The organism is Pseudoduganella sp. OTU4001, from assembly GCF_038440195.1.
Lineage (GTDB): Bacteria > Pseudomonadota > Gammaproteobacteria > Burkholderiales > Burkholderiaceae_D > Rugamonas.
Window position 1 is genome coordinate 12,615 of sequence record NZ_JASATG010000043.1, and the last position, 20,509, is coordinate 33,123.

The window sequence follows — 20,509 nt, forward strand, 5'->3', positions numbered from 1 at the left end:
GAGAAACGATGGACGCCGCACGCAGCTCCCCTTTGAAGTGGATTCCCAGCCTGTATCTGGCGCAGGGCCTACCCTACTTCGCCATTGCCCTGGTCTTTGGCCAGATGATGAAAAGTATGAACATGTCGAACGCGGAAATCAGCCACTGGCTGGCCTTCCTCGGCGGCGCATGGATTTTCAAGCCCTTGTGGAGCCCCTTCCTGGAGCTGGCCTCCAGCAAGAAGCTGGTAGTGGTCAGCCTGCAGCTGTTCGGCGGCGTGTGCCTTGGCCTGGTTGCCCTGGCGCTGCAATTTCCATTCTGGCTAAGCGCCAGCGTGGCGGTGCTGTTCCTGGCGTCGATCGCCTCCGCCACCCATGATATTTCCTGCGACGGGCTGTATATCGCCAGCCTGTCCAAAAAAGAACAGGCACAATACGCCGGCTGGACCGGCACCTTCTTCAATGCCGGCCGCCTGCTGGCGCAGGGCGGCTTGCTGACGCTGGCGGGCTACCTGGAGAAAACCTACGGCGTGACTTCCGCCTGGACCGTCATTTTCGGCATCATCGGCCTGACCATGTGCGCGCTGGGCGGCTACAACTTCTGGTCGCTGCCCCTCAGCGCCAATCCGCGCATGCAAGACCATAGCGCCGCTGCCGTGGTGCGCACGCTGGGCGAAGTCATCGTCGACTACTTCCGCAAACCGGGCATCTGGGTTTCGATCCTGTTCATCATCCTGTTCCGCGCCGGCGAGGCGCAGGTCCAGACCATCGGCCCGCTGTTCCTGCGCGAGGCGCGCGAACTGGGCGGCCTGGGCCTGACCACCTCGGAAGTGGGCGCGGTCTACGGCACCACCGGCACCATCGCCTTTATCGTCGGCTCCATCGCCGGCGGCTATTTCACCTCCTGGCTCTCGCTGCGCCGCGCCATCCTGTTCCTGATCCTGGCGGTCAATCTGCCAAACCTGGTGTTCTATTACCTGTCGCACGCCCTGCCGACCGACCTCACCCTGATCGGCATCGCGCTCGGCGTGGAAATGTTCGGCTATGGTTTCGGCTTCGTCGGCGTGATCCTGTACATGATGCAGGTGGTCGCACCGGGCAAATACACCACGGCGCACTATGCCTTCTCCACCGGCGTCATGCAGCTGGGCTTCGTGCTGTTCCGCTGGATCAGCGGCGATATCCAGATGGCCCTGGGCTATAAGAACTTCTTCGTATGGGTGCTGATCGCCGCCATCCCGGTCGCCATCCTGTCGCAGTTCATCCCGATGGAGCCGCGCGACAAGGCGGCGGGTGACACCGTGCCGGAAGCCGCCTGAGATGGCGGCGGTTTCCCTGCGCGGCATCGCCAAGCGATACGGCGAGAACCCGCCCGTCATCCGCGGCATCGACCTTGATATCGCGGATGGCGAGTTCACCGTCTTCGTGGGCCCCTCCGGCTGCGGCAAATCCACCCTGCTGCGCATGATCGCCGGGCTGGAAGAGATCACGGACGGCGAGCTGCACATCGGCGGCAAGCTGGCCAACCAGGTGCCGCCCGCCCAGCGCGGCCTGGCCATGGTGTTCCAGTCCTATGCGCTGTACCCGCATATGTCGGTGTTCGAGAACATGGCCTTCGGCCTGAAACTGGCCGGCACGCCGGCGGCGGAAGTACGCGCAGCCGTCCAGCGCACCGCCGCCACCCTGCAGATCGACCACTTGCTGGAGCGCAAACCCAAGGAGCTCTCCGGCGGCCAGCGCCAGCGCGTGGCCATCGGCCGGGCCATCGTGCGCAAGCCCCAGCTGTTCCTGTTCGACGAGCCGCTGTCCAACCTGGACGCCGGCCTGCGCGTGCAAATGCGGCTGGAAATCGGCCGCCTGCACAAGGAGCTCGGCACCACCACCATCTATGTCACCCACGACCAGGTGGAGGCGATGACGCTGGGCCAGCGCATCGTGGTCTTCAACGGCGGCCGCATCGAGCAGGCCGGCCCGCCGCAGGAGCTGTACAACGCACCGGCCAACCTGTTCGTGGCCGGCTTTCTCGGTTCGCCGCGCATGAATTTCATCCCCGCCGAAGTGGTGGCGCTGGGCGCCAGCCATGCTGCGCTGCTGCTGCCGGGCGGCGCCATCATCGAAGCGGCCGTCCTGCCGGGCGACCTGCAGCGCGGCGCCCTCGTCACGCTTGGCGTGCGTCCGGAACACCTGCAACTGCGCCAGGAGGCATACAATGCGGCCGAAGCCGCGGTCAGCCACGTGGAATATCTTGGCGACCAGTCAATTGTTTATGCCCACCTTCCCGGCATGGGCGGGCCGCTGGCGGTCAAGCTGGCCCCGGAAGCAGCGGCGCCCGCCCCTGGCGCGGCGGCAACCCTGTTCCTGCCGCCCGAGCGCTGCCTGCTGTTCGGTACCGATGGCAAGGCTTTCGCGCGGCCGTGAGAAATCGTTACAATTGGCTACTTCAGAAATCCGGTCCCATGACGAAATTATGGGAGAATAGAAGTTTGCCTCAACCACAAGAAGGATCACCTACCATGACCCAACACCGTTTCGCACGTATCGGCCTGCTGCTGGCAGCCATCGGCCTGGGCGCTGCCCCGGCTCTGGTCCAGACTGCCCACGCGCAAGACAAACAGGCCATCGCCGGCGCGCAGCAGGAGACTGTGCGTAAAGAGATGTACAAGCTGCTGGACAGTAAAGTCCTGGGCCCGCTGCTGGAAGCGAAAAAATACGCTGAAGTGAACGCCCTGCTGGCGGAAGCTGACGCCATGGCGAACAAGACCCCGTTCGAACAGTACATCATCAACCGTATGCGCCTGGCCGTGGCTTTCGGCACCAACGACAAGCCGAAGCTGATGGAAATGCTGACCTATGTGGTTAACTCCGGCCGTCTGGAAAAAGACGAACAGGCCAAGTTCACCCAGGCGCTGGCTGGCTACTACCAGGAAGACAAGAACTGGCCCAAGGTTATCGAGTACCTGACCAAGTACGGCCAACTGACCAACGACCCGAAAGTGCCGCGCCAGATCATGCAGATCCGCTTTGAATCGGGCGACCACAAAGGCGTCCAGGCTGACCTGATGAAGAAGCTGGAAGACGGCATCAAGAACAACCAGCCGCTGACCCGCGAAGAGCTGCACATGCTGGCCGACGCGTCGAACCGCCTGAAAGACAAGAACACCTACCTGACCGCGCTGGAAGCGCTGGTGCGCTGGCACCCACGCGACCAATACTGGTCGGACATGCTGTACCGCACCCGCGGCAAAGAGAATTACTCGAACCGCTTCTCGGCCGACATCGTGCGCCTGCAGAAGGTCGCCACCACCAAGATGGACGAGAACGACTACCTGGAGCTGGCTGAAATCGACCAGCTGGAAGGCCAGTTCATCGAAGGCAAGGCAGTGCTGGACGCGGGTATCGCCAACGGCGCTGTGAAGATGACCGACAAGGTCAAGAAGCTCAAGGCCCAGCTGGACAAGCAGGCTGCCGACGACACCAAGGGCATCGTTGCTTCGGAAGCGGCAGCACGCAAGGCCAAGAACGGCACCGGCCTGGTCAACCTGGGTTACGCGTTTGTGACCATGGGCCAGTACGACAAAGGCATCGCGCTGATCCAGGACGGTATCGCCAAGGGCGGCCTGAAGAACGCGGAAGACGCCAAGCTGCGCCTGGGCTACTCCTATGCGATGGCCGGCAAGAAGGAAGAGGCGATCAAGACCCTGGAATCGGTGCAAGGCGCCGACGGCCGTGCCGACCTGGCGCGCTACTGGATTCTGTGGGTTAACCGTCCATACGACGCGACCGTGGGCGACGACAAGTAATCCGCGCCCTCGCGAAAGCAAAAAGCGGGAACGGCCTTCGGGCCCTTCCCGCTTTTTTTATACCTTGATATAGATGCGTTTGCGGTCGAGCAGGTAGCCGACCAGCCAGCAGGCCAGCGTGAACGCCAGTGCGAACGCCAGCGAGGCGGCCTTCGGATTGGCCGCCGCCTGTACCGCAGCGGCCAGCCGCTCCAGTGCACCGCCCTTTCGCATCGCAACGACGGCCACTTGCGATAGCACGTAGATGAACAGCGTGTTCCTGCCGAATACTTCAAAGAAGTACGTCCAGCCGCGCGCACCGCGCACTTCGATCACCCATGCCAGGGCGACCAGCACCAGCAGCGCGGTGCCGGTCGAAAGCAGCACATAGCTGCCGGTCCACAGCTTCTTATTGATCGGCAGCAGCGGCGACCAGCCAAGCGCCAGCACCGACAACACGACGCCCGCCGTTGCCAGCGTGGCCAGCGCGCGAGGCGTGGCGCCGTGCTGGCGCAGGTAGCTGCCGGCGAAGTAGCCGGCAATGACATTGACGACCGCAGGCAAGGTACCGAGCAGGCCCTCGGGATCAAAGGGGATGCCTTCCCCTTTGTACATATGTCCGGCGCCGAACAGCGAGAGGTCGATCGCGCGGCCGATATTGCCCTCCAGGGTGTAATCGCCGAACAGTGCCAGCACCAGCCAGTGGCCAAGCAGAGCCAGCACGCTGAACACCAGCGCACCGCGCGCGCCCAGGTAATGCAGCACCAGCGCACCGATGCCGAAGCACAGGCCAATGCGCTGCAGCACGCCGGGGATGCGGACTTCGCTGAGCGGGCCACCCAGCTTGGGCAGCAGCATCAGCATCAGCCCAAGCGCGACGATGGCGGCGCTGCGCTTGCCGATCTTGGCCAGCACGGCACGTTCACCCATGCCTTCGTAGCGCGGCAAAGTGAATGCCAGCGCATTGCCGACCACGAACAGGAAGCTGGGGAACACCCAATCGGTCGGCGTGAAGCCATGCCACGGCGCGTGCAGCAGCGGCGCGTAGACGTGGCTCCAACTGCCGGGGGTGTTCACCACGATCATCAGTGCGACGGTCAGGCCGCGCAGCACATCCAGCGATTGGTAGCGGCTAGCGCTCATCGCGCGGACCCGCCGGGGAGCATGGCGCGGTGGTAAGCAGCCGGCGGCACGTCCGGCATGGTGCTGCAGTTGCCGTCCGCCCCGGTGAGCGGCTGGCTGCACGGCTTATCGCGGTCCAGCGACCAGAAATGCAGCCCCGCCATGCCAAGCCGTTGCACCGCTTCGGCGTTGAGCTGGGCATCGCTCACGGTATAGACATTTTCGATCACGTCATTCACGCCAATCATCGGCGTCAGCGCGATCTGCGCCAGCGGCAGCTTATACTTGCGCTCCACATTGCGCGCCGCCTGCACGGCCGATGCTCCCATGTCGCAGCGGCCGCCCCGCACCACGCACACCTTGGCGCTGGCCGGACCATAATCCATCACCATCAGATTCAACACGAAATCCTGCACGCCATGCCGGCGCAATGCGGCCAGCACCGTCTCGCCAGTCTTGTTCAGGCTCTTATTGGTGCCGTCCGACGCCGCATGGGTCGCCACGGTGAAGCTGTAGCGCAGCTGGGGGTACTTGCGCTGCACATGGCGCACCCGCTGCATCAGCGATGCGATCTGAGCCGCGCTCTGCCCCGCCTCGATATCGAAATCAAAGCCTACCAGGCGCGGCGACATATAGCGCGCCACGAAGCGCTCCATGCCCGCATCGCTGGCGCAGGTGAAGACGCCGCCCTGCCCACCGGTGGAGATGATGTAATCGTTCGCCGCACTGGCCACATTGGCCTCCGCCACCGCCTGCCCCGGCACCTTGCCCGGCCATACTTCCTCACCGCACTCGCCGGTCGCAAACGCCCAGGTCAGTACCGTGCCCGCCGCCAGCGGCGCGCCATCCGGTGCCATGGAACTGGCGCGCACCACGGTGCCGGCCGGCGCCAGGCCGAAGAACTGGTACGGCCCAAAGGCCGCGCGCGGCGCAGCGACAGCCGCACAGCTTGCGGCGGCAAGCAACGCCGCCAGCATCAATCTTTTCATGCCCTACTCTCCCTGGGTAGCCAGCGCCAGCACGAAAGCCTTGTCCAGGCCCGGCGCGGCCGGCGCGCTCCACCAATAATTGACCATCACATTAAGCACCCCGATCGATTCCACGTGATGCCACCAGAACGGAGGAAGGTACAGCGCGTCGCCCGGCTCCAGTTCAACCACCACCGCGTGCTGCAAGGCTTCGCGGAAGCGCGGGAACCGCTCGTAATCCGGCGCGCGGAACGACACCAGGCTGATAGGCGTCGGCGTCGGCGCAAAGTCCAGCGGCCCGATATACAGGTTGGCCGCCTGCTCCGGCGGGAACAGCGTAAAACGGCGCCGCCCGCTGACCACGCAAGCCAGGTTGTGCGACTCATCGAAATGCGCCGGGGTCACCACCTCGTTGCCCAGCCAGAGCCGGGGCCGCACGTCAGCCGGCAGCAAGGGCTGCGGATTGGCAGCCGCAAAGCCCGGCAGGCACTCGTCCAGCAGCGCGCTTTGCATCGCCACCGCCGGCGCGCTGGCAAACTGCGAATAGCGCGCCACCTGCTCGATCACCTGCGACACGGTACGCTTGCTGCGCACGAAATTGAAACCCTGCATATCCGGCGTATAGAACAGCCGCCCCTGCGCCTCCGGCGGCATCAGCACCGCATCGCAGGCGCCGCCGCGGTCGAACTGCAGCAGATAGGCGCACAGCGCTTCCGGGCCCTGCCCAGCCGCCTGCACGGCAGCCCAGTCGCGTACCAGTCCGCGCAGGACCGCCGGCTGGTGCCGGGCCACGACTTCTTCCTGAAAGCGCATTGCCTCCTCCTCATGAAAAAACCCCGCCGCAGCGGGGTTCCGGTCCACATCAAGCAATCAATACTTGAAGCGCAGGCCCGCGTAGTACTGCACGCCGTTGGCGTAGAAGCGCGCTGGCTGGTCTTTATTGTAGACGTAGTTCTTCAGGATCGGATCATTCAGGTTCTGGCCGCTGAAGGTGAAGACCAGGTTCTTGGTGATCGAATAGTTGAACGACGCCGACAGCTGGCCGATGGCAGCCATGTACAGCGGCGTGCCACGGTCCTGGGCAGCCAGGAAGTCCGAACGCCATGCGTAGCTCAGACGCACGTTGAACTTGTCGTTCTCATAGAACGCGCCAACGTTGGCAGTGGTCTTCGATGCGCCCAGCATATCGCAAGGGCTGGCCGAAGTACTGGTCTGGGTATGCGGGCAGGAGCCGAACTTCTGCTTCGAATCGGCCAGGGTCACGTTCGCATCCCAGCCGAAGCCCGAACCCAGAGGCATCTGCAGGTTCACTTCCAGGCCCTTCACGTCAGCATCGACGTTGGTCGGCGAAGTGATCACGTATTCCGCGAACACGGGCTTGCCGCTTTGCTGCGAAGCGCGGCTGTCGATGAAGGTGCCGCGGCTGGTGCCGTAGCCCACGTAGTCCTTCAGGCCCATGTAGAACACGCCAACCGACGCCAGGGCGCGCGGAGCGAAGTACCACTGCAGGGTCGCGTCGATGTTGTTCGACTTGGTTGGCTTCAGTGCCGCGTTACCGCCGTTGCCGGTGTGGGTTTCGTCGGTCAGCGACACGGTGCCGCCCAGGGCGCCGAAGTCAGGACGGGTCATGGTGCGGGAGATGCCGAAGCGCGCCACCACATCCTTGGCTACGTCGAAGCGCAGGTTAGCGCTAGGCAGGACTTCGGTACCGTTGTTCTCGATACGGGTCTGCTGCACGAAACCGCCCCATGGGAAGGCCGGCAGGTTCTGGCCCGGCAGCTGGTTAGGCAGGATCTGGTAGCCGTTCGACTCGCCTTCGGTGCGCACGATACGCACGCCGGCATTGCCGCTCCAGTTTTCGCCTTCGAACTCACCCATCGCGTAGACCGCTTTGGTCTTCTCGGTCAGGTTGAACATGTCCGGATAGTAGGTGCGGTCCTTGCTGCGGTTCGAGTGCACATTGCCCCACTCGTTCAGGATCGAGCGGTCCAGCTGCCATACGTTGCGCGGGAAGTCGCCGCCCAGGTCCTTGCCGAAATCGCCTGGATAGGTGGTGCCGTTCCATGCCGGGTTGGTGTTGGCGGTGCCAGGTTCGGTGTTGGACCAGTTCGGGCCTTGCGCCACCGCGAAGTTGCTGCGCTTGTGGTTGGTGCCGCGCACACCGAACTTGATCTCACGCAGCGGGCCGGCTTCCAGCTTGAAGGCGGCATCCAGCTGGCCGTAGGTCTCTTCATCCGAAGTGGTAGCCGGGCTATAGCCGAACACCCAGTCCAGGATGGTGCCGGTGAACTTGGAAGTGTCGATGCTCGGGAACTTCACGGTGGCTGGGGAACCCATGCCGTTCAGCTGGTACATCACGCCGGAATTGTTCACGTCACCTTCGTACACGCCCTGGGATGGGGTTTCGCCGGTGCCCTTGGTCTTGCCGATCGAGCCGCTGATGGTCAGGTCGTTGCTAGGACGCCATTTACCAGCAATATCGCCGAACTGGGATTTCGCGAAAGCGCCTTCGCGCACGATGTCGTCGACGATACCGTAACGCAGCGGGTTGGCAGCGGTGCCTTTGTTCGAGTACACCACCGAAGTCAGGGTGCCATTGTGCACGGTGTACGAATCCGGCACCACATTGCCGCCGATGGCGCCGTTGGCGGCCATGTCGGTCATATAGTTGCGGTTGTAGTTGGAGGCATTCAGCTTGGAGTTGAAGTAGGTCGCTTCCAGGGAGAAGTCGCGGCTAGGCTTCAGCTGCACGCTCACGCTGCCACCCTTGCGCTCGCGCTCCTGCTCGAACAGGGAGGAGCCGATCAGGCGTGGGTACCAGACATTGGCCAGGTCAGGCTTGGCCTTGGCCAGGTCGCTGGTCGGGGAGATTTGCGTCCACTGCAGCAGTTCCTGGCCATCGCGGCGCAGGCTGCGCTTTTCCGAGAATATCTGCACCAGGGCGCCCAGGGTGCCGGTGTCGTTCTTCCAGTTGGCCAGCAGGGAGATTTGCGGATCGGTCTTGCCGGCCAGGGTCGAATGCACGGCCTGCACGGAGCCTTCCAGCACCAGCGGCTCCTTGAAGTCCAGCGGCTTGCGGGTGATGATGTCGACGGTACCAGCGGCGCCGCCTTCCACCAGGTCAGCGGTCGGCGACTTGCGCACGACAACCTGGCCTACGATTTCGGAAGGCAGCAGGGAGTACGAAGCGGTACGGCCCACGGCGCCGCCCACCTGGTCCAGCACGAACCAGTCGCCGGACGACAGCGAGTGGCCGTTGATGGTGGTCTGGGTCAGCGAAGGCGCGGTGCCGCGCAGACTGACACGGTCGTTCTCGTCGAAGCCACCGGAGCCGGCGGCCGAGGTGGAAATGTTCACGCCCGGCAGACGCTGCAGCGAGTCCGCTACGTTCTTGTCCGGCATCTTGCCCACGTCTTCGGCGGTGACCACCTCGATGTTGGCGGCGGCATTGCGTTTGACCGACAGCGACTGCTGCAGCGAACCGCGAATACCAGTTACGACCACCACGTTGTCGCCTTCTTTGGCTTCCTGCTGCGCGAAGGCTGGCGATGCCAGGCCCAGTGCCAGCACGGCGGTCGCGGTCGCGATCGGCGTCAGGACGGTAAGGTTGCGCGGTTTAGCTGCTTGCTGATGTTGTTTCATTTACTCCCCCAATGGTTTGGATCTTTAACTGATCCGGTCTCAACTTAAAAATCTACTCCACTACAAAACCAATCGAGCGCCAATATACCCCGTTTGAATACCAGAACACTACCAATTTTCATATTTTTTTCATATGTTGTACTGAAAATACATACCACTTTGACCAAAACTTGCCATTGTTAGCGCTACCTCATAGGGAGCGTTGATTTTGCGCAATGCATACCTCTGGTCATAAGGTCTTTTTTTGGTATTATCGGCCGCACACAACGGGAGACCAGATGACAACGCTCGCGCAGATCATGGAAGAACTGGTGCAGACCAGTAGCCAACCGCTGTACCAGTTGCTGCAACGCGCCTTGCGCGAGGCGATCAACTCCCACCTGTATGGCCCCGACGAGGCCCTGCCCGCCGAACGCATCCTGGCGGCCGACCTGAACGTCTCCCGCATTACCGTGCGCAAGGCCATCGACGGCCTGGTGGAAGAAGGCTTGCTGGTGCGCCGCCCCGGCTCGGGCAACTTCATCAACACCCGCATTGAAAAGAATTTCGCCAAGCTGACTTCCTTCTCGGAAGACATGCGTTCGCGCGGGCGCACGCCGCGCAGCGTGTGGCTGAAGAAGTCGGAAGGCACCGTGACGCCGGAAGAAGCGCTGCGCCTGCGCTTAAGCCCGGGCGCGCCGGTCTACCGCTACCACCGCATCCGCTTCGCCGACGATGTGCCGATGTGCGTGGAATACGCCACCATCGTGGCCAATGCCCTGCCCTCGCTGGAAGCGGTGGATGTGTCGATGTATGAAGCGCTGGAAGCGGCCGGCCACCGTCCCGTGCGCGCCTTGCAGCGCCTGTCCGCCCTGCTGCTGACAGGCGAGCAAGCGCGCCTGCTGCAGGCGAAGGAAGGCGATGCCGGCCTGGCCGTTGAACGCCTCGGTTTCCTGCGCGACGGCCGCGCAGTGGAATTCTGCCGTTCGATCTTCCGCGGCGATATGTACGACTTCGTGGCGGAACTCAGTACGCCCTGACGCCCAGGCTTAGCGCGGCAGCCAGTTCCGCAAACGCTGCAGCTGCGCCGCGTATTGCCCTTCCAGGCAGGTTGCAATGCCAACCGCCGCAGCGCATTCCACATCGCGCTGTTTCAGCCAGCTGCGCTGCAGGTCGCGCAATTGCTGCTGCGCCCCCGCAGTCGCCACGCCGTGACGCATTTCGCGCACCAACTGCGCCAGCTCAAGGTCGCGCTGCGCGAGGCCTGGCGTGGTGCAGATAACCTGTTCGGTGCGCGTTACGGCCTGGGCGCAGTCAAACGACGGGCCGCCGGGCGGCGGCTCGAAACGCATCGGCGGCACGAACTGCTCGCGCGCTAGTGCGGTTTGCTTGCCCTCCTTTGCCACGAACCATACTGCAGACGGTTGCAGGCCCTGATCCGCGAGCCAATTGCGCACCGCGTGGCGCGCCGCGGCCGGCAGGCTGGCCGCTTGCAGGTTGTTTGAGCCTAACCACAGCGTGCTGCCATCGTAGCTGGCGCCCAGCCCCGCGCCGCGCTGGATGTCGTACCAGTACATGCCCTTGACGTCGCACATGTGCGCCACACAGGCTGAGGCCACGAAGTAGCGCCCGCCCTCAACCTGCACCGGATCGGGCGGGCCACCCAGCCCGTCCAGCACATCGCCGGCCAGGGCTGCGGGTACGGTACGCTGCACTAGAGCCCTGGTGCGCTTGTCCCAGATAAAGCGGTTGGTCGAAGCTCCCTGGTACGACAGCGGCCAGGCCGCCGGCCCGGCCAGCGCGCTGCCAGCCAGCGCCGCGCTAACGACGAAAGCCAGCCAGCGCATCAACGCTTGGCCTTGGATGCATCGGCGGCGATCACCACCGCCAGCCTGGCCGGGTCGACATGCTTGCGGAAGGCTGCGCTGACCTGCTCCGCCGTCAGCGCTCTCAGCTTCGCCTCATACTCCTTGCTCCACAAGAAGGTGCGGTCCAGGTAGCGGAAGCGCGACCAGGCGCTGGCCACCACGTCGTCTTTCGAGCGGTTCTGCACGCGCTGCTGCATCAGGCCGGACTTGGCGCCCGCCACCTCCGCTGCGGTAAAGCCATTCTTGACGGCGCGCTCCAGTTCCTGACGGATGGCCGCCTCCAGTTTGGCCATATTCTGCGGCGCGGCAATCGCTTCGATGGTGAAGCCGCCGGCATCGTCGCGGTCGCCGGCGTCGAGCGACGATGCGCCGCCGTAGGACAGCCCATCCTTCTGGCGGATGCGGTCCATCAGGCGCGATTTCAGGCCGCCGCTGCCGAAGATGAAGTTGGCCAGGTCCAGCGCCGCGTAGTCTGGATGGTCGGTGCGCATGGCGATGTTCACGCGCGCCGCGTACATGCCATTCTCCTTGTCCGGCGTATCCAGCGTAATGCGGGTCGGCGCCTTGTCGATATGCTTGTCAAGCACGGGCGCATAGGCCGACTTGCTTTGCCAGCCAGCCAGTTCCTCGCCCGCCACCTTGAGCAGTTCAGCCTTGTCGAAATCGCCCACCACCGACAACTCGGCATGCGAGGCGCCGTAGAAAGCCGCGTGGTAAGCCTTCAAGTCCTCCAGCTTGAGCGCCTTGACCGCGTCCAGCTGCTCATCGAGCGACATCACGTAGCGCGGGTCGCCCTTCGGCCAGTGGTTGAAATACTCCGCCAACGCACGGCCCGCCATGGCTTGCGGATCATTGCGCGAAGCCTCCATGCCGACGATCCACTGCTGGCGCATCTGCTCGAATTCCGTCGCCGGGAACGACGGCTCCTTCAGCACATGCGCCTGCAGGCGCAGCGCCGCGGCCAGGTGTTCGCGCGTGGTTTCGAAGTGGTACAAGCCGCCCGACATCTTCAGCTTCGACATCGCGTCGGCCAGCTGCGCGCGCGTGTATTTGCTGGTGCCGCGCGCCAGCATCTGATCGGTGGCCGCGGCCACGATCTGCTGGCCGAACTGGTTCTTCTCATCGCCCCAGTGCAGGCGCAAGTCCACCGCCACGGTTTCGCCGCGGTTACGCTTCGACAGCAGCGCCAGCTTGATGCCGCCCAGCTCTTTCAGCTCGGTGCGCGCCATGATGTTGTCCTGGCTCGGATCGAAGACTTCCGACGTCAGGCCAGCAGCCTTGCCCTTGTAGTCTTTCAGCAGTTCCGCCGCCGTCGGCGCTGCACCGATTTCGGCACGCTGCGGCGCATCGTCCGGAACGAAGGTGCCCACCACACGGTTATCGCGCTTCAGGTAGCGTCCTGCCGCTTCCGCCACCTGCGCCGAGGTGATCGCGCCCAGGCCGTCACGCCCCTGGAACAGCAGGCGCCAGTCGCCCAGCGCGATATGCTCGCTCAGCGCCACGCCCACCTGCTGCGGATTGTTCAGCGCCTTCTCGATGCCGTTGCTGTACTCGCGGCGGGTGCGCTCCATTTCCTCATCGCTCGGTGCGGACTTGGCAAAGCCCTCCACCGCCGCAATCAGCTCATCGCGCACCGGCGCCACCGGCTGCCCCATTTTCACCACCGCGCCGAACACTTGCAGGCTTGGTGCGAACCCCGGCTGGCTGAAAGCGAATACCTGCGCCGCCTTGCCGCTTTCCACCAGCTGCTTGTGCAGGCGGCCGTTCGGCGTATCGCCCAGCACCTGGTTCATGAAGGCCAGCGGATCGGCATCGGCATGCAGGCCGGATGGGATCTTGTACCCCACCAGCACGATCTGCACGTCGCCCTTGCGGCGCACCACGTACTGGCGCTCGCCGTCCTGGGCCGGTTCCACGGTCCAGAACTTCGGCAGCACGCGCTTGGGCTTGGGGATGACGCCGAACGTCTTGCTGATCCACGCCAGCGTCTGCGACGGGTCGAACTTGCCCGCCACCAGCAGCACCGCGTTGTCCGGCTGGTAGTAGGTGCGGTAGAAGGCCTGCAGGTTCTCGATCTTGACGTTCTCGATGTCGCTGCGGTTGCCGATGGTGGAGCGGCCGTAGCTGTGCCAGTCGTAGGCGATGCTCTCCATGCGCTTGTACAGCACCTCGAACGGACTGTTCTCGCCGCTCTCGTACTCGTTGCGCACCACGGTCATTTCGGAATCCAGGTCCTTCTTCGCGATGAAGGATTTGGTCATGCGCTCGGCTTCCATATCCAGCGCCCACTTCAGGTTTTCCGGGCTGGCCTGGAACACCTCGTAGTAGTTGGTGCGGTCGAGGGAAGTGGTGCCGTTATAGTCCATTCCGCGCTCGGAGAACTGCTGCGGGATATTGCGGTGGCGCGGCGAGCCTTTGAACAGCAGGTGCTCCAGCAAATGCGCCATGCCGGTCTCGCCATAGTTCTCATGGCGCGAGCCCACCAGGTAGGTCACGTTGACGGTGACGGTCGGCTTGGACGCATCGGGGAACAGCAGGACTTTGAGCCCGTTGGGCAGGCGGTATTCGGTGATGCCTTCGATCGAAGGCCCTTTGGAGACCCCAGCTGGCAGGGTCTGCGCGAAGGAAGAAGATGCGGTCAGCAGCAGCGCTGCGACATAGCGGATTTGCATGGCGTCCTGCTCATGTTGGCAAAACACCTATGCTACGCCAACTCAGGCCTTTTCGTCAGGTAGGAGGCAGGCTTCCACCACCTGCAGCTTGTTATCCTTGGCGAATTCCTTGACGAAGTTGTAGGCCATCGGCTGCAGGTCGCGCAGCCCCTCGTTGACTACAACGGCTTTCACGCCGTTGACGACGGTCGGGGTGACGTAGGGCGAGAACTGGAGGTGGGCATGGCGGCCGCCGGAGCCTTCCGGGCGAAAGCACGACAGCACACCGGCCAGTCGTTCCGCCCAGTCGCTGGGACGGAATTGCTTGCCGTCGGTCGTCAGCCCAAGAATGAAAAACTCGCTGGCCATATACCGGAATCCAAGTTGCTGTAAGGAACCCCAGTATTATATCTTATAGAAGACCTGAGCGGGGTTCCGGCTTCAGGCCATTTTAGCCCAGCCAGACAGCCCCGGACAGCAGAAGCAGCAACATCATCCACAGCAGCAACGCACGCCAGACCAGGCCGACCGTGCTTTGCAGGGCGCGCACGCCCGGCTCATCGCCCGGCAGCTGGTCCACTTCCATATCGCTGATATCGACAGTCGCCGCATCGGAAGGGATGATCTTGGCCGCGTTTTCATTCGGGGTCCCCAGGCGCACGCCCATGGCGCCGCCGCCGGCCGACAGGATGATGCCGATCGCTTCATCCTTCCAGCGGTGGGCGAAATTACGCCAGGCGTAGATCGCGTCTTCGAAATTGCCGACCACGGCGAAGGCCACGGCGGTCAGGCGGGCCGGGATCCAGTCGATCCAATAGAAGGCCTTGGCAGCGAATTCGCCGAAGGCTTCCTGGCGCATATGCTCCGGCTCATTCCAGGCGCGCGCCAGGTATTCGGCCACGCGGTACAGGATGGCGCCGCAAGGACCAAGCGGCATCAGGAACCAGAAGAACACGCCGAACACGTTGCGGTGGGTGGTGACCAGCGCCTTCTCCACGGCGATACGGGAAATCTCGCTGACTTCCATGCCCACGGTATCGATCTTGCACCACTCGGCCAGCAGGGTGCGGGCCTGGCTTTCGTCGCCGGCGTTCAGGGCCAGCTGGATCGAGGTGAAGTAATGGCTGTAATGGCGGAAGCCCAGCGTCAGGTAGACGATCAATACATTCCACGCGAAAGCCGCCAGCAGCAGGTTATAGCGCAGCAGCAGCCAGTACACCAGGCCGGCCGGCAGCGTCAGCGCGCCGATCAGCAGGAACCAGCCCATGCGACCGTGGCTCGCGTGACCAGCATTGAACCACTGTTCCATGCGCACGGCCAGGCGCTTGAACTCCGCCCAGATCGGGTTGTCCGCGCGCAGGGGCTTCAGTTGTTCAAACAGCAAGGCCACGAGAATGGAGAGGAAAGTCATCTAGATCCTTTTGAATAGCAATACCACAATGCCCGCTACGATAGCTTATGCGCGCAAGAAATGAAACAGGTTGCGCAGCATGCCGGCCGTTGCACCCCAGATAAAATAGTTTTGGTACGGCATTGCATAGAAGCGCCGCCGGCCGTTCGGCAAATCGACCGCCAGCAATTGGTGGTTGGCGCCATCCATCAGGAAGTGGAACGGCACCTCGAAGATTTCCGCCACCTCGAACGGGTCGGCCTGCAACTCGAACGGCGGCGTGACCAAGCCCACCACCGGCGTCACCGCATAGCCGGTGCCGGTGTAGTACAGCGGCAAGGTACCGATCACGTCGATATGGCGCCGATCGAGGCCGATCTCCTCCGCCGTTTCGCGCAATGCGGTATCGATGGCATCGGCATCGCTCTGCTCGGCCCGTCCGCCCGGGAAGGCGATCTGGCCCGCATGGTCGTTCAGGTGCGCGGTGCGCATTGTCAGCAGCAGGCGCAGGCCATCCTCGCGCAGCACCAGCGGCACCAGCACCGAAGCCGGCGTCGGCGCACCGCGGTGCAAGCCAAGCGGGGGCTCGGACGGTTCCGGCGTCCATTCGGGCGGCGCCGCAAAGCGCTGGCGCAGCCAGTCGGGCGCCAGGCGCTCAAGCAGCACGGCGGCTTCGCCGGCAATCGCTTCAATCGGAAGTTGGGTCGGATCGAAAGGTGTTTTGGCCATACCCGGCATTGTACCAACTGCCCTCCCCTGCGCACGCCCCTTGCGTCATCTCAACGCGCCCACCCGGCTGCAAGCCTAGACTCCCCCAATGGCCACACGCACCCATCCTGCCCACTACGACTCTCCTTGGAAAACCGCGCTGACGCACGGCTTCCGCGCGTTCATGGCTTTCTATTTCCCGGAGCTGGCCGCACAGATCGACTGGTCCAAGCGTCCTCGCTTCCTCGACAAGGAATTCGCCCAGGTCGGCTTTGGCGACCAGCCCGAAGGCCGCCTGGCCGACAAACTCGTCGCAATTTACCTGCACGACGGTAGCGAGCAATGGATCCTGGTGCACATAGAAGTCCAGGCTCAGCGTGATGAGTCATTGGCCCGCCGGGTGCTGCAATATAACTATCGCATTTTCGAGCAGTTCAATCGACCGGTCGCGAGCCTTGTCCTGCTGGCGGACGACTCGCCAAGCTGGCGCCAGGACTCGTTTCACAACTGCGTGTTGGGAACAGTGATGGGCATTACTTTTGCGACCGCCAAGTTGTTGGACTTTGCAGGCCGGAGCGAAGAACTCCTTAACTCGCGTAACCCCTTCGCCCTGGTCACCGTTGCCCATCTGCGCACCCAGCAAACCGTACAAAACCCTGAAGAGCGCCTTTCAGCGAAATGGCATCTGACGGAGCTACTGCTGCAACGCGGTTGGGGCAAAAAGCGCATAATGATCCTATTCAAAGTAATCAATTGGATGATGACCTTGCCGGAGCCACTACAGTTGCGTTACCGGCAGGCCGTTCGCAAGTTTGAAAGGAGCGGTCACATGGAGTGGATTGACCCATATGACCAGATTCGTCTGGAAAAATTGCGCCAAAGAGTCCTGAACCAAGGGCGCAAAGAGGGCCGCGAGGAAGGCCGCGAGGAAGGCCGCGAAGAAGGCCGCGAAGAAGGCCGCGAGGAAGGTGCTGCACTACTTCTGGAGCAACAGCTTACGCTGCGCTTCGGCCCGCTGCCGCAGACAGTCAAGAAGAGACTCGCCGAGGCTGATCTGGAACAATTAGTCGCCTGGAGTGGCGCCCTGCTGGAAGCGCAATCGCTGCGGCAAGTGTTCAAGTAAAAAAAGGACACCCGAAGGTGTCCTTTTTCCGAATCCAATACCGAAGTATCGATTACGCTGCTGGAGCCGCTTTGCGGTTCGGCAGTTTTTCCTTGATACGTGCGGACTTGCCCGAACGCTCACGCAGGTAGTACAGCTTAGCGCGACGTACGTCACCACGGCGTTTCACTTCGATCGAAGCGATCAGCGGGGAGTACAGCTGGAAGGTACGCTCAACGCCTTCGCCGGACGAGATCTTACGAACGATGAAGTTCGAGTTCAGGCCGCGGTTACGGCGAGCGATCACAACGCCTTCGTAAGCCTGGGCGCGCTTGCGGGTGCCTTCAACTACGTTCACGTTGACGACCACGGTGTCACCAGGGGCGAACTCAGGGATGTTCTTGCCCAGGCGAGCGATTTCTTCTTGTTCCAGTTGCTGGATCAGGTTCATTTCATGCTCCTATAACCATCTTGCCGGCGCGATCAAGGATGCCCGGTAGAGGATGGGGTTAAACACGGCAGGCAACATGCCTGCCACGGTACTACAACGGGTTTACAAACCCGCCAAAAACTTTTCATCCTTCTTCGAGAGCAGGCCAGCTTCGCGGGCCTTGACCAGCAGGTCGGGACGCTTGCGCGCCGTCGCCTCCAGCATGCGCTCACGGCGCCACTTCTCGATTTCAGCATGGTTGCCGCCCATCAGGACCGGGGGCACGCTCACGCCTTCGTAATTCTCTGGCCGCGTATAGTGCGGCGAATCCAGCAAGCCGTTGACGAACGAGTCTTCGACCGCGGAAGCATCGGTATTCAGCACGCCTGGCAGCTGGCGCACCACGGCATCCATCAGGGCCATGGCAGGCAGTTCGCCGCCGGACAGCACGAAATCGCCGAGGCTGATTTCTTCATCGACGCAACGGTCCAGCAAACGCTGGTCCACCGCCTCATACCGGCCGCACAGGATGACGAGACCGGGCTCCTGCTTCAGCTGCATCACGCGCTCGTGCGTCAGCTGCTTGCCTTGCGGCGACATGTACACCACGCGCGGCGTTGGCAGGCCGGACACGACCTGGCGCTGCTTCGCAGCCTGGATCGTTTCTTCCAGCGGTTTGGCCAGCATCACCATCCCCGGGCCGCCGCCGTAAGGGCGGTCATCCACGGTGCGGTGGTTGTCGGTGGTGAAATCGCGCGGATTCCACAGCGACAGGCCCCAGCGCTTCTGCTCGAACGCACGGCGGGTTACGCCGGACTGCGTCAAGGCAGCGAACATTTCAGGGAACAGGGTGATAACGTCGAATTGCATTGTGCGGTTCCGGATTAGTAATCCAGGCCCCAGTCCACGATGATTTTCTTCGCGTCCTTGTCCACCTTGATAACAAACTGGCTTACAAACGGGATCAGGCGCTCCTGCGTCTTCCCTTCGGCTTCGTACTCGACGCGCAGGATGGACTGAGGTCCATTGCTCATCATGTCACCCACCGTACCAAGGCTTTCGCCCTGCAGATTCTCTACCGCCAGGCCGAGCAAGTCGCCCCAGTAGTATTCATCTTCTTGCAGCTGCGGGAAGTCGGCACGCGACACGAAGACCGAGGCACCTTTCAGTGCTTCCGCCTCGTTGCGGTCCGTCATACCGACGATGGTGGTAACAACGTCGCCACCATGCAGCTTAGCCCGCTTGACTTCTACGTCACGCAGGCTTGGCTTATCGAGCCACCAGGTGGTGGCGTGCAGCAGCGCATCTGCCTCGGAGGAGAAGGGTCGGACACGGACCCCGCCAGTGATGCCATAGGCACCGGAAACAAAGCCAACCTGAACCAGGTCAGCCGGGGCTTGCGCCCCAGATGCGGTCTTGCTGCTCAAAGCTGAAATTAAGCAGCTTTCTGGGTAGCAACCAGCTTGGCAACAGCTGGGGACAGCTGTGCGCCAACGCCTTGCCAGTAAGCCAGACGGTCAGCAGCAACGCGGAAGGTTTCTGCTTGGCCGGTAGCCATTGGGTTGAAGAAGCCGATACGCTCTACGAAACGGCCGTCACGACGATTGCGGGAATCGGTAGCAACGATGTTGTAGAAAGGACGCTTCTTGGCGCCACCACGGGACAGACGAATAACGACCATAATATTTCCAAAAAAGAGTGCTGAGTCGGATAAAGCCGCAAATTATAGCGCGCTTTAACTCCAACCGGCAAGATTAATCAAATTGGTGGGGATTTGGACAGTCCGTGATTATCCCCCGTTCTGGCCTCGGCGGCAACAGCTTTGTTGTGAGATACTGCCGGTTTTTCGGACTTTCCGGCTGCAATCATGTCTGTTTTACACAAGAACAAAACTTTCGCCACCCTGCTCGCCTCCGTCACCGGCGGCATTGGCCTGCACCGCTTCTATCTGCGCGGCGTGTCCGACAAATGGGGCTGGCTGCACGCCGCCAGCCTGCTGGGCGTGGCCGCCGTGTTCGCCGCCTGGCCGAAAGCCGATCCCTACTTCCTGCTGCTGCCCCTGATCCTGTCGATGCTGGTCGGCTTCCTGGAAGCGCTGGTGCTGGGCCTGATGCCCGACGAAAAATGGGATGCCACTTTCAATAGCGGCAGCGGCAAGCAATCCAACTCCAACTGGCCACTGGCCGTGATCCTGGTCGCGACCCTGATGGTCGGCGCCTTCGGCCTGATCGGCGCCATCGCCCGCCTGTTCGACCTGCTCTACACCGGCGGCGTCTACGGCTAAGCTGATCTGCCGCAACGTCTTGTCACAATTGTGCATTCCAAACGGCAACTGTTGACCTATACTTCCAGTCACCAACAACCGTTTTAGGAGCACACAATGAAATTAACTAAATTCCTCTTGCCAGCCATCCTGGCCGTAACGGTTACCGGCGCATACGCACAACCGAAAAAGGTTTGCGCCGAATGCGGCACCGTGACCGCGATCAAGGTCGTTGAAAAAGACGGCGAAGGCAGCGCGACCGGCATGGTAGCCGGCGGCGTCGCTGGCGCCCTGCTGGGCCACCAGGTTGGCGGCGGCACCGGCAAGACCCTGGCCACCGTGGCCGGTGCAGCTGGCGGCGCCTACGCCGGCAAGAAGATCGAGGGCAAAATGAACAAGGTCAAGGAATGGCACGTGACCGTCAAGTACGAAACCGGCAAGTCCGGCAGCGTCGTGCTGAAGGAAGATCCGCATCTGCGCAATGGCGACAAGGTCAAGCGCGAGAACGGTCAACTGAACCGCATCTAAGTCCTGCGCGACAGCAGTAATCCCATACCCGCGCCGGCCCCCCGGCCGGCGCAAGTGCCGGTTTAATAACGGTTTACACCCCGGGGGGGGGACCCCCCCG

The 20,509-nt window shown here is 62.7% G+C and carries 20 protein-coding genes; 7 read left to right on the forward strand and 13 right to left on the reverse strand.

Features of this window, described 5'->3' with window-relative positions; translation table 11 throughout:
- The first annotated feature begins 8 nt into the window (after window positions 1–8).
- From AAHE99_RS24515 to AAHE99_RS24525, 3 genes are all read left to right on the forward strand, one after another.
- On the forward strand, window positions 9–1,298 hold the full coding sequence (locus AAHE99_RS24515) for an MFS transporter (RefSeq protein ID WP_342120346.1): 1,290 nt from the start codon (window positions 9–11) through the stop codon (window positions 1,296–1,298).
- Window position 1,299: 1 nt separating this feature from the next.
- Window positions 1,300–2,397: an ABC transporter ATP-binding protein gene (locus AAHE99_RS24520; RefSeq protein ID WP_342120348.1), complete on the forward strand. Its 1,098-nt coding sequence runs from the start codon at window positions 1,300–1,302 to the stop codon at window positions 2,395–2,397.
- Window positions 2,398–2,492: 95 nt separating this feature from the next.
- Window positions 2,493–3,779, forward strand: a complete 1,287-nt coding sequence (locus tag AAHE99_RS24525; protein ID WP_342120350.1) for a tetratricopeptide repeat protein — start codon at window positions 2,493–2,495, stop codon at window positions 3,777–3,779.
- A gap of 57 nt (window positions 3,780–3,836) precedes the next feature.
- Here AAHE99_RS24525 and AAHE99_RS24530 read toward each other — a convergent pair whose 3' ends face one another.
- From AAHE99_RS24530 to AAHE99_RS24545, 4 genes are read right to left on the reverse strand one after another with little or no spacing between them, the layout of a single operon-like run.
- Window positions 3,837–4,901, reverse strand: a complete 1,065-nt coding sequence (locus AAHE99_RS24530; protein WP_342120352.1) for an acyltransferase family protein — start codon at window positions 4,899–4,901, stop codon at window positions 3,837–3,839.
- Complete coding sequence (locus AAHE99_RS24535; RefSeq protein WP_342120354.1) at window positions 4,898–5,869, reverse strand: glycosyl hydrolase; 972 nt, start codon at window positions 5,867–5,869, stop codon at window positions 4,898–4,900. The genes AAHE99_RS24530 and AAHE99_RS24535 overlap by 4 nt, the downstream gene beginning before the upstream one ends.
- A 3-nt stretch (window positions 5,870–5,872) precedes the next feature.
- Window positions 5,873–6,661: a cupin-like domain-containing protein gene (locus AAHE99_RS24540; protein ID WP_342120357.1), complete on the reverse strand. Its 789-nt coding sequence runs from the start codon at window positions 6,659–6,661 to the stop codon at window positions 5,873–5,875.
- 57 nt (window positions 6,662–6,718) lie between these two features.
- Window positions 6,719–9,490: a TonB-dependent receptor gene (locus AAHE99_RS24545; protein ID WP_342120359.1), complete on the reverse strand. Its 2,772-nt coding sequence runs from the start codon at window positions 9,488–9,490 to the stop codon at window positions 6,719–6,721.
- A gap of 278 nt (window positions 9,491–9,768) precedes the next feature.
- Between AAHE99_RS24545 and AAHE99_RS24550 the strand changes: the two genes are divergently transcribed.
- The gene (locus AAHE99_RS24550) at window positions 9,769–10,509 is read left to right on the forward strand and encodes a GntR family transcriptional regulator (RefSeq protein ID WP_342120362.1); all 741 of its coding nucleotides are present in this window, start codon (window positions 9,769–9,771) and stop codon (window positions 10,507–10,509) included.
- 9 nt (window positions 10,510–10,518) lie between these two features.
- Here AAHE99_RS24550 and AAHE99_RS24555 read toward each other — a convergent pair whose 3' ends face one another.
- From AAHE99_RS24555 to AAHE99_RS24575, 5 genes are all read right to left on the reverse strand, one after another.
- Window positions 10,519–11,316 (reverse strand): lysozyme inhibitor LprI family protein, encoded by a 798-nt coding sequence (locus AAHE99_RS24555; RefSeq protein WP_342120366.1) that lies wholly within the window; start codon window positions 11,314–11,316, stop codon window positions 10,519–10,521.
- Window positions 11,316–14,009 (reverse strand): M16 family metallopeptidase, encoded by a 2,694-nt coding sequence (locus AAHE99_RS24560; RefSeq protein ID WP_342120368.1) that lies wholly within the window; start codon window positions 14,007–14,009, stop codon window positions 11,316–11,318. The genes AAHE99_RS24555 and AAHE99_RS24560 overlap by 1 nt, the downstream gene beginning before the upstream one ends.
- Window positions 14,010–14,051: 42 nt before the next feature.
- A complete protein-coding gene (locus tag AAHE99_RS24565) occupies window positions 14,052–14,357 on the reverse strand; it encodes a DUF3579 domain-containing protein (protein ID WP_342120370.1) in 306 nt (101 codons plus the stop codon).
- An 82-nt stretch (window positions 14,358–14,439) separates the two neighbouring features.
- Window positions 14,440–15,399, reverse strand: a complete 960-nt coding sequence (locus AAHE99_RS24570; RefSeq protein WP_342120373.1) for a CobD/CbiB family protein — start codon at window positions 15,397–15,399, stop codon at window positions 14,440–14,442.
- A gap of 45 nt (window positions 15,400–15,444) precedes the next feature.
- Window positions 15,445–16,107 carry a CoA pyrophosphatase gene (locus AAHE99_RS24575; protein WP_342120374.1) on the reverse strand — a complete coding sequence of 221 codons (663 nt, stop codon included), beginning with the start codon at window positions 16,105–16,107 and terminating at the stop codon, window positions 15,445–15,447.
- An 88-nt stretch (window positions 16,108–16,195) separates the two neighbouring features.
- Here AAHE99_RS24575 and AAHE99_RS24580 point away from each other — a divergent pair, with 88 nt between their 5' ends.
- Window positions 16,196–17,209, forward strand: a complete 1,014-nt coding sequence (locus AAHE99_RS24580) for a DUF4351 domain-containing protein (protein WP_342120376.1) — start codon at window positions 16,196–16,198, stop codon at window positions 17,207–17,209.
- 52 nt (window positions 17,210–17,261) lie between these two features.
- On the opposite strand, the gene rplS is transcribed toward AAHE99_RS24580, so the two are convergent.
- The 4 genes from rplS to rpsP all read right to left on the reverse strand — a co-directional run bounded on the left by rplS (window position 17,262) and on the right by rpsP (window position 19,299).
- Complete coding sequence (gene rplS, locus AAHE99_RS24585) at window positions 17,262–17,639, reverse strand: 50S ribosomal protein L19 (protein WP_161024641.1); 378 nt, start codon at window positions 17,637–17,639, stop codon at window positions 17,262–17,264.
- Window positions 17,640–17,741: 102 nt separating this feature from the next.
- Window positions 17,742–18,488 (reverse strand): tRNA (guanosine(37)-N1)-methyltransferase TrmD, encoded by a 747-nt coding sequence (gene trmD, locus AAHE99_RS24590; protein WP_342120380.1) that lies wholly within the window; start codon window positions 18,486–18,488, stop codon window positions 17,742–17,744.
- A gap of 14 nt (window positions 18,489–18,502) precedes the next feature.
- Window positions 18,503–19,045, reverse strand: a complete 543-nt coding sequence (gene rimM, locus AAHE99_RS24595) for a ribosome maturation factor RimM (protein ID WP_342120382.1) — start codon at window positions 19,043–19,045, stop codon at window positions 18,503–18,505.
- Window positions 19,046–19,053: 8 nt separating this feature from the next.
- Entirely contained in the window at window positions 19,054–19,299 is a 246-nt protein-coding gene (gene rpsP / locus AAHE99_RS24600; RefSeq protein ID WP_342120383.1) for a 30S ribosomal protein S16, read from the reverse strand.
- A gap of 186 nt (window positions 19,300–19,485) precedes the next feature.
- On the opposite strand from rpsP, the gene AAHE99_RS24605 reads away from it, so the two are divergent.
- Both AAHE99_RS24605 and AAHE99_RS24610 read left to right on the forward strand, forming a co-directional pair.
- Complete coding sequence (locus AAHE99_RS24605; protein ID WP_342120386.1) at window positions 19,486–19,902, forward strand: hypothetical protein; 417 nt, start codon at window positions 19,486–19,488, stop codon at window positions 19,900–19,902.
- Between the two features lie 96 nt (window positions 19,903–19,998).
- Entirely contained in the window at window positions 19,999–20,409 is a 411-nt protein-coding gene (locus tag AAHE99_RS24610; protein ID WP_342120389.1) for a glycine zipper 2TM domain-containing protein, read from the forward strand.
- Window positions 20,410–20,509 lie beyond the last annotated feature (100 nt).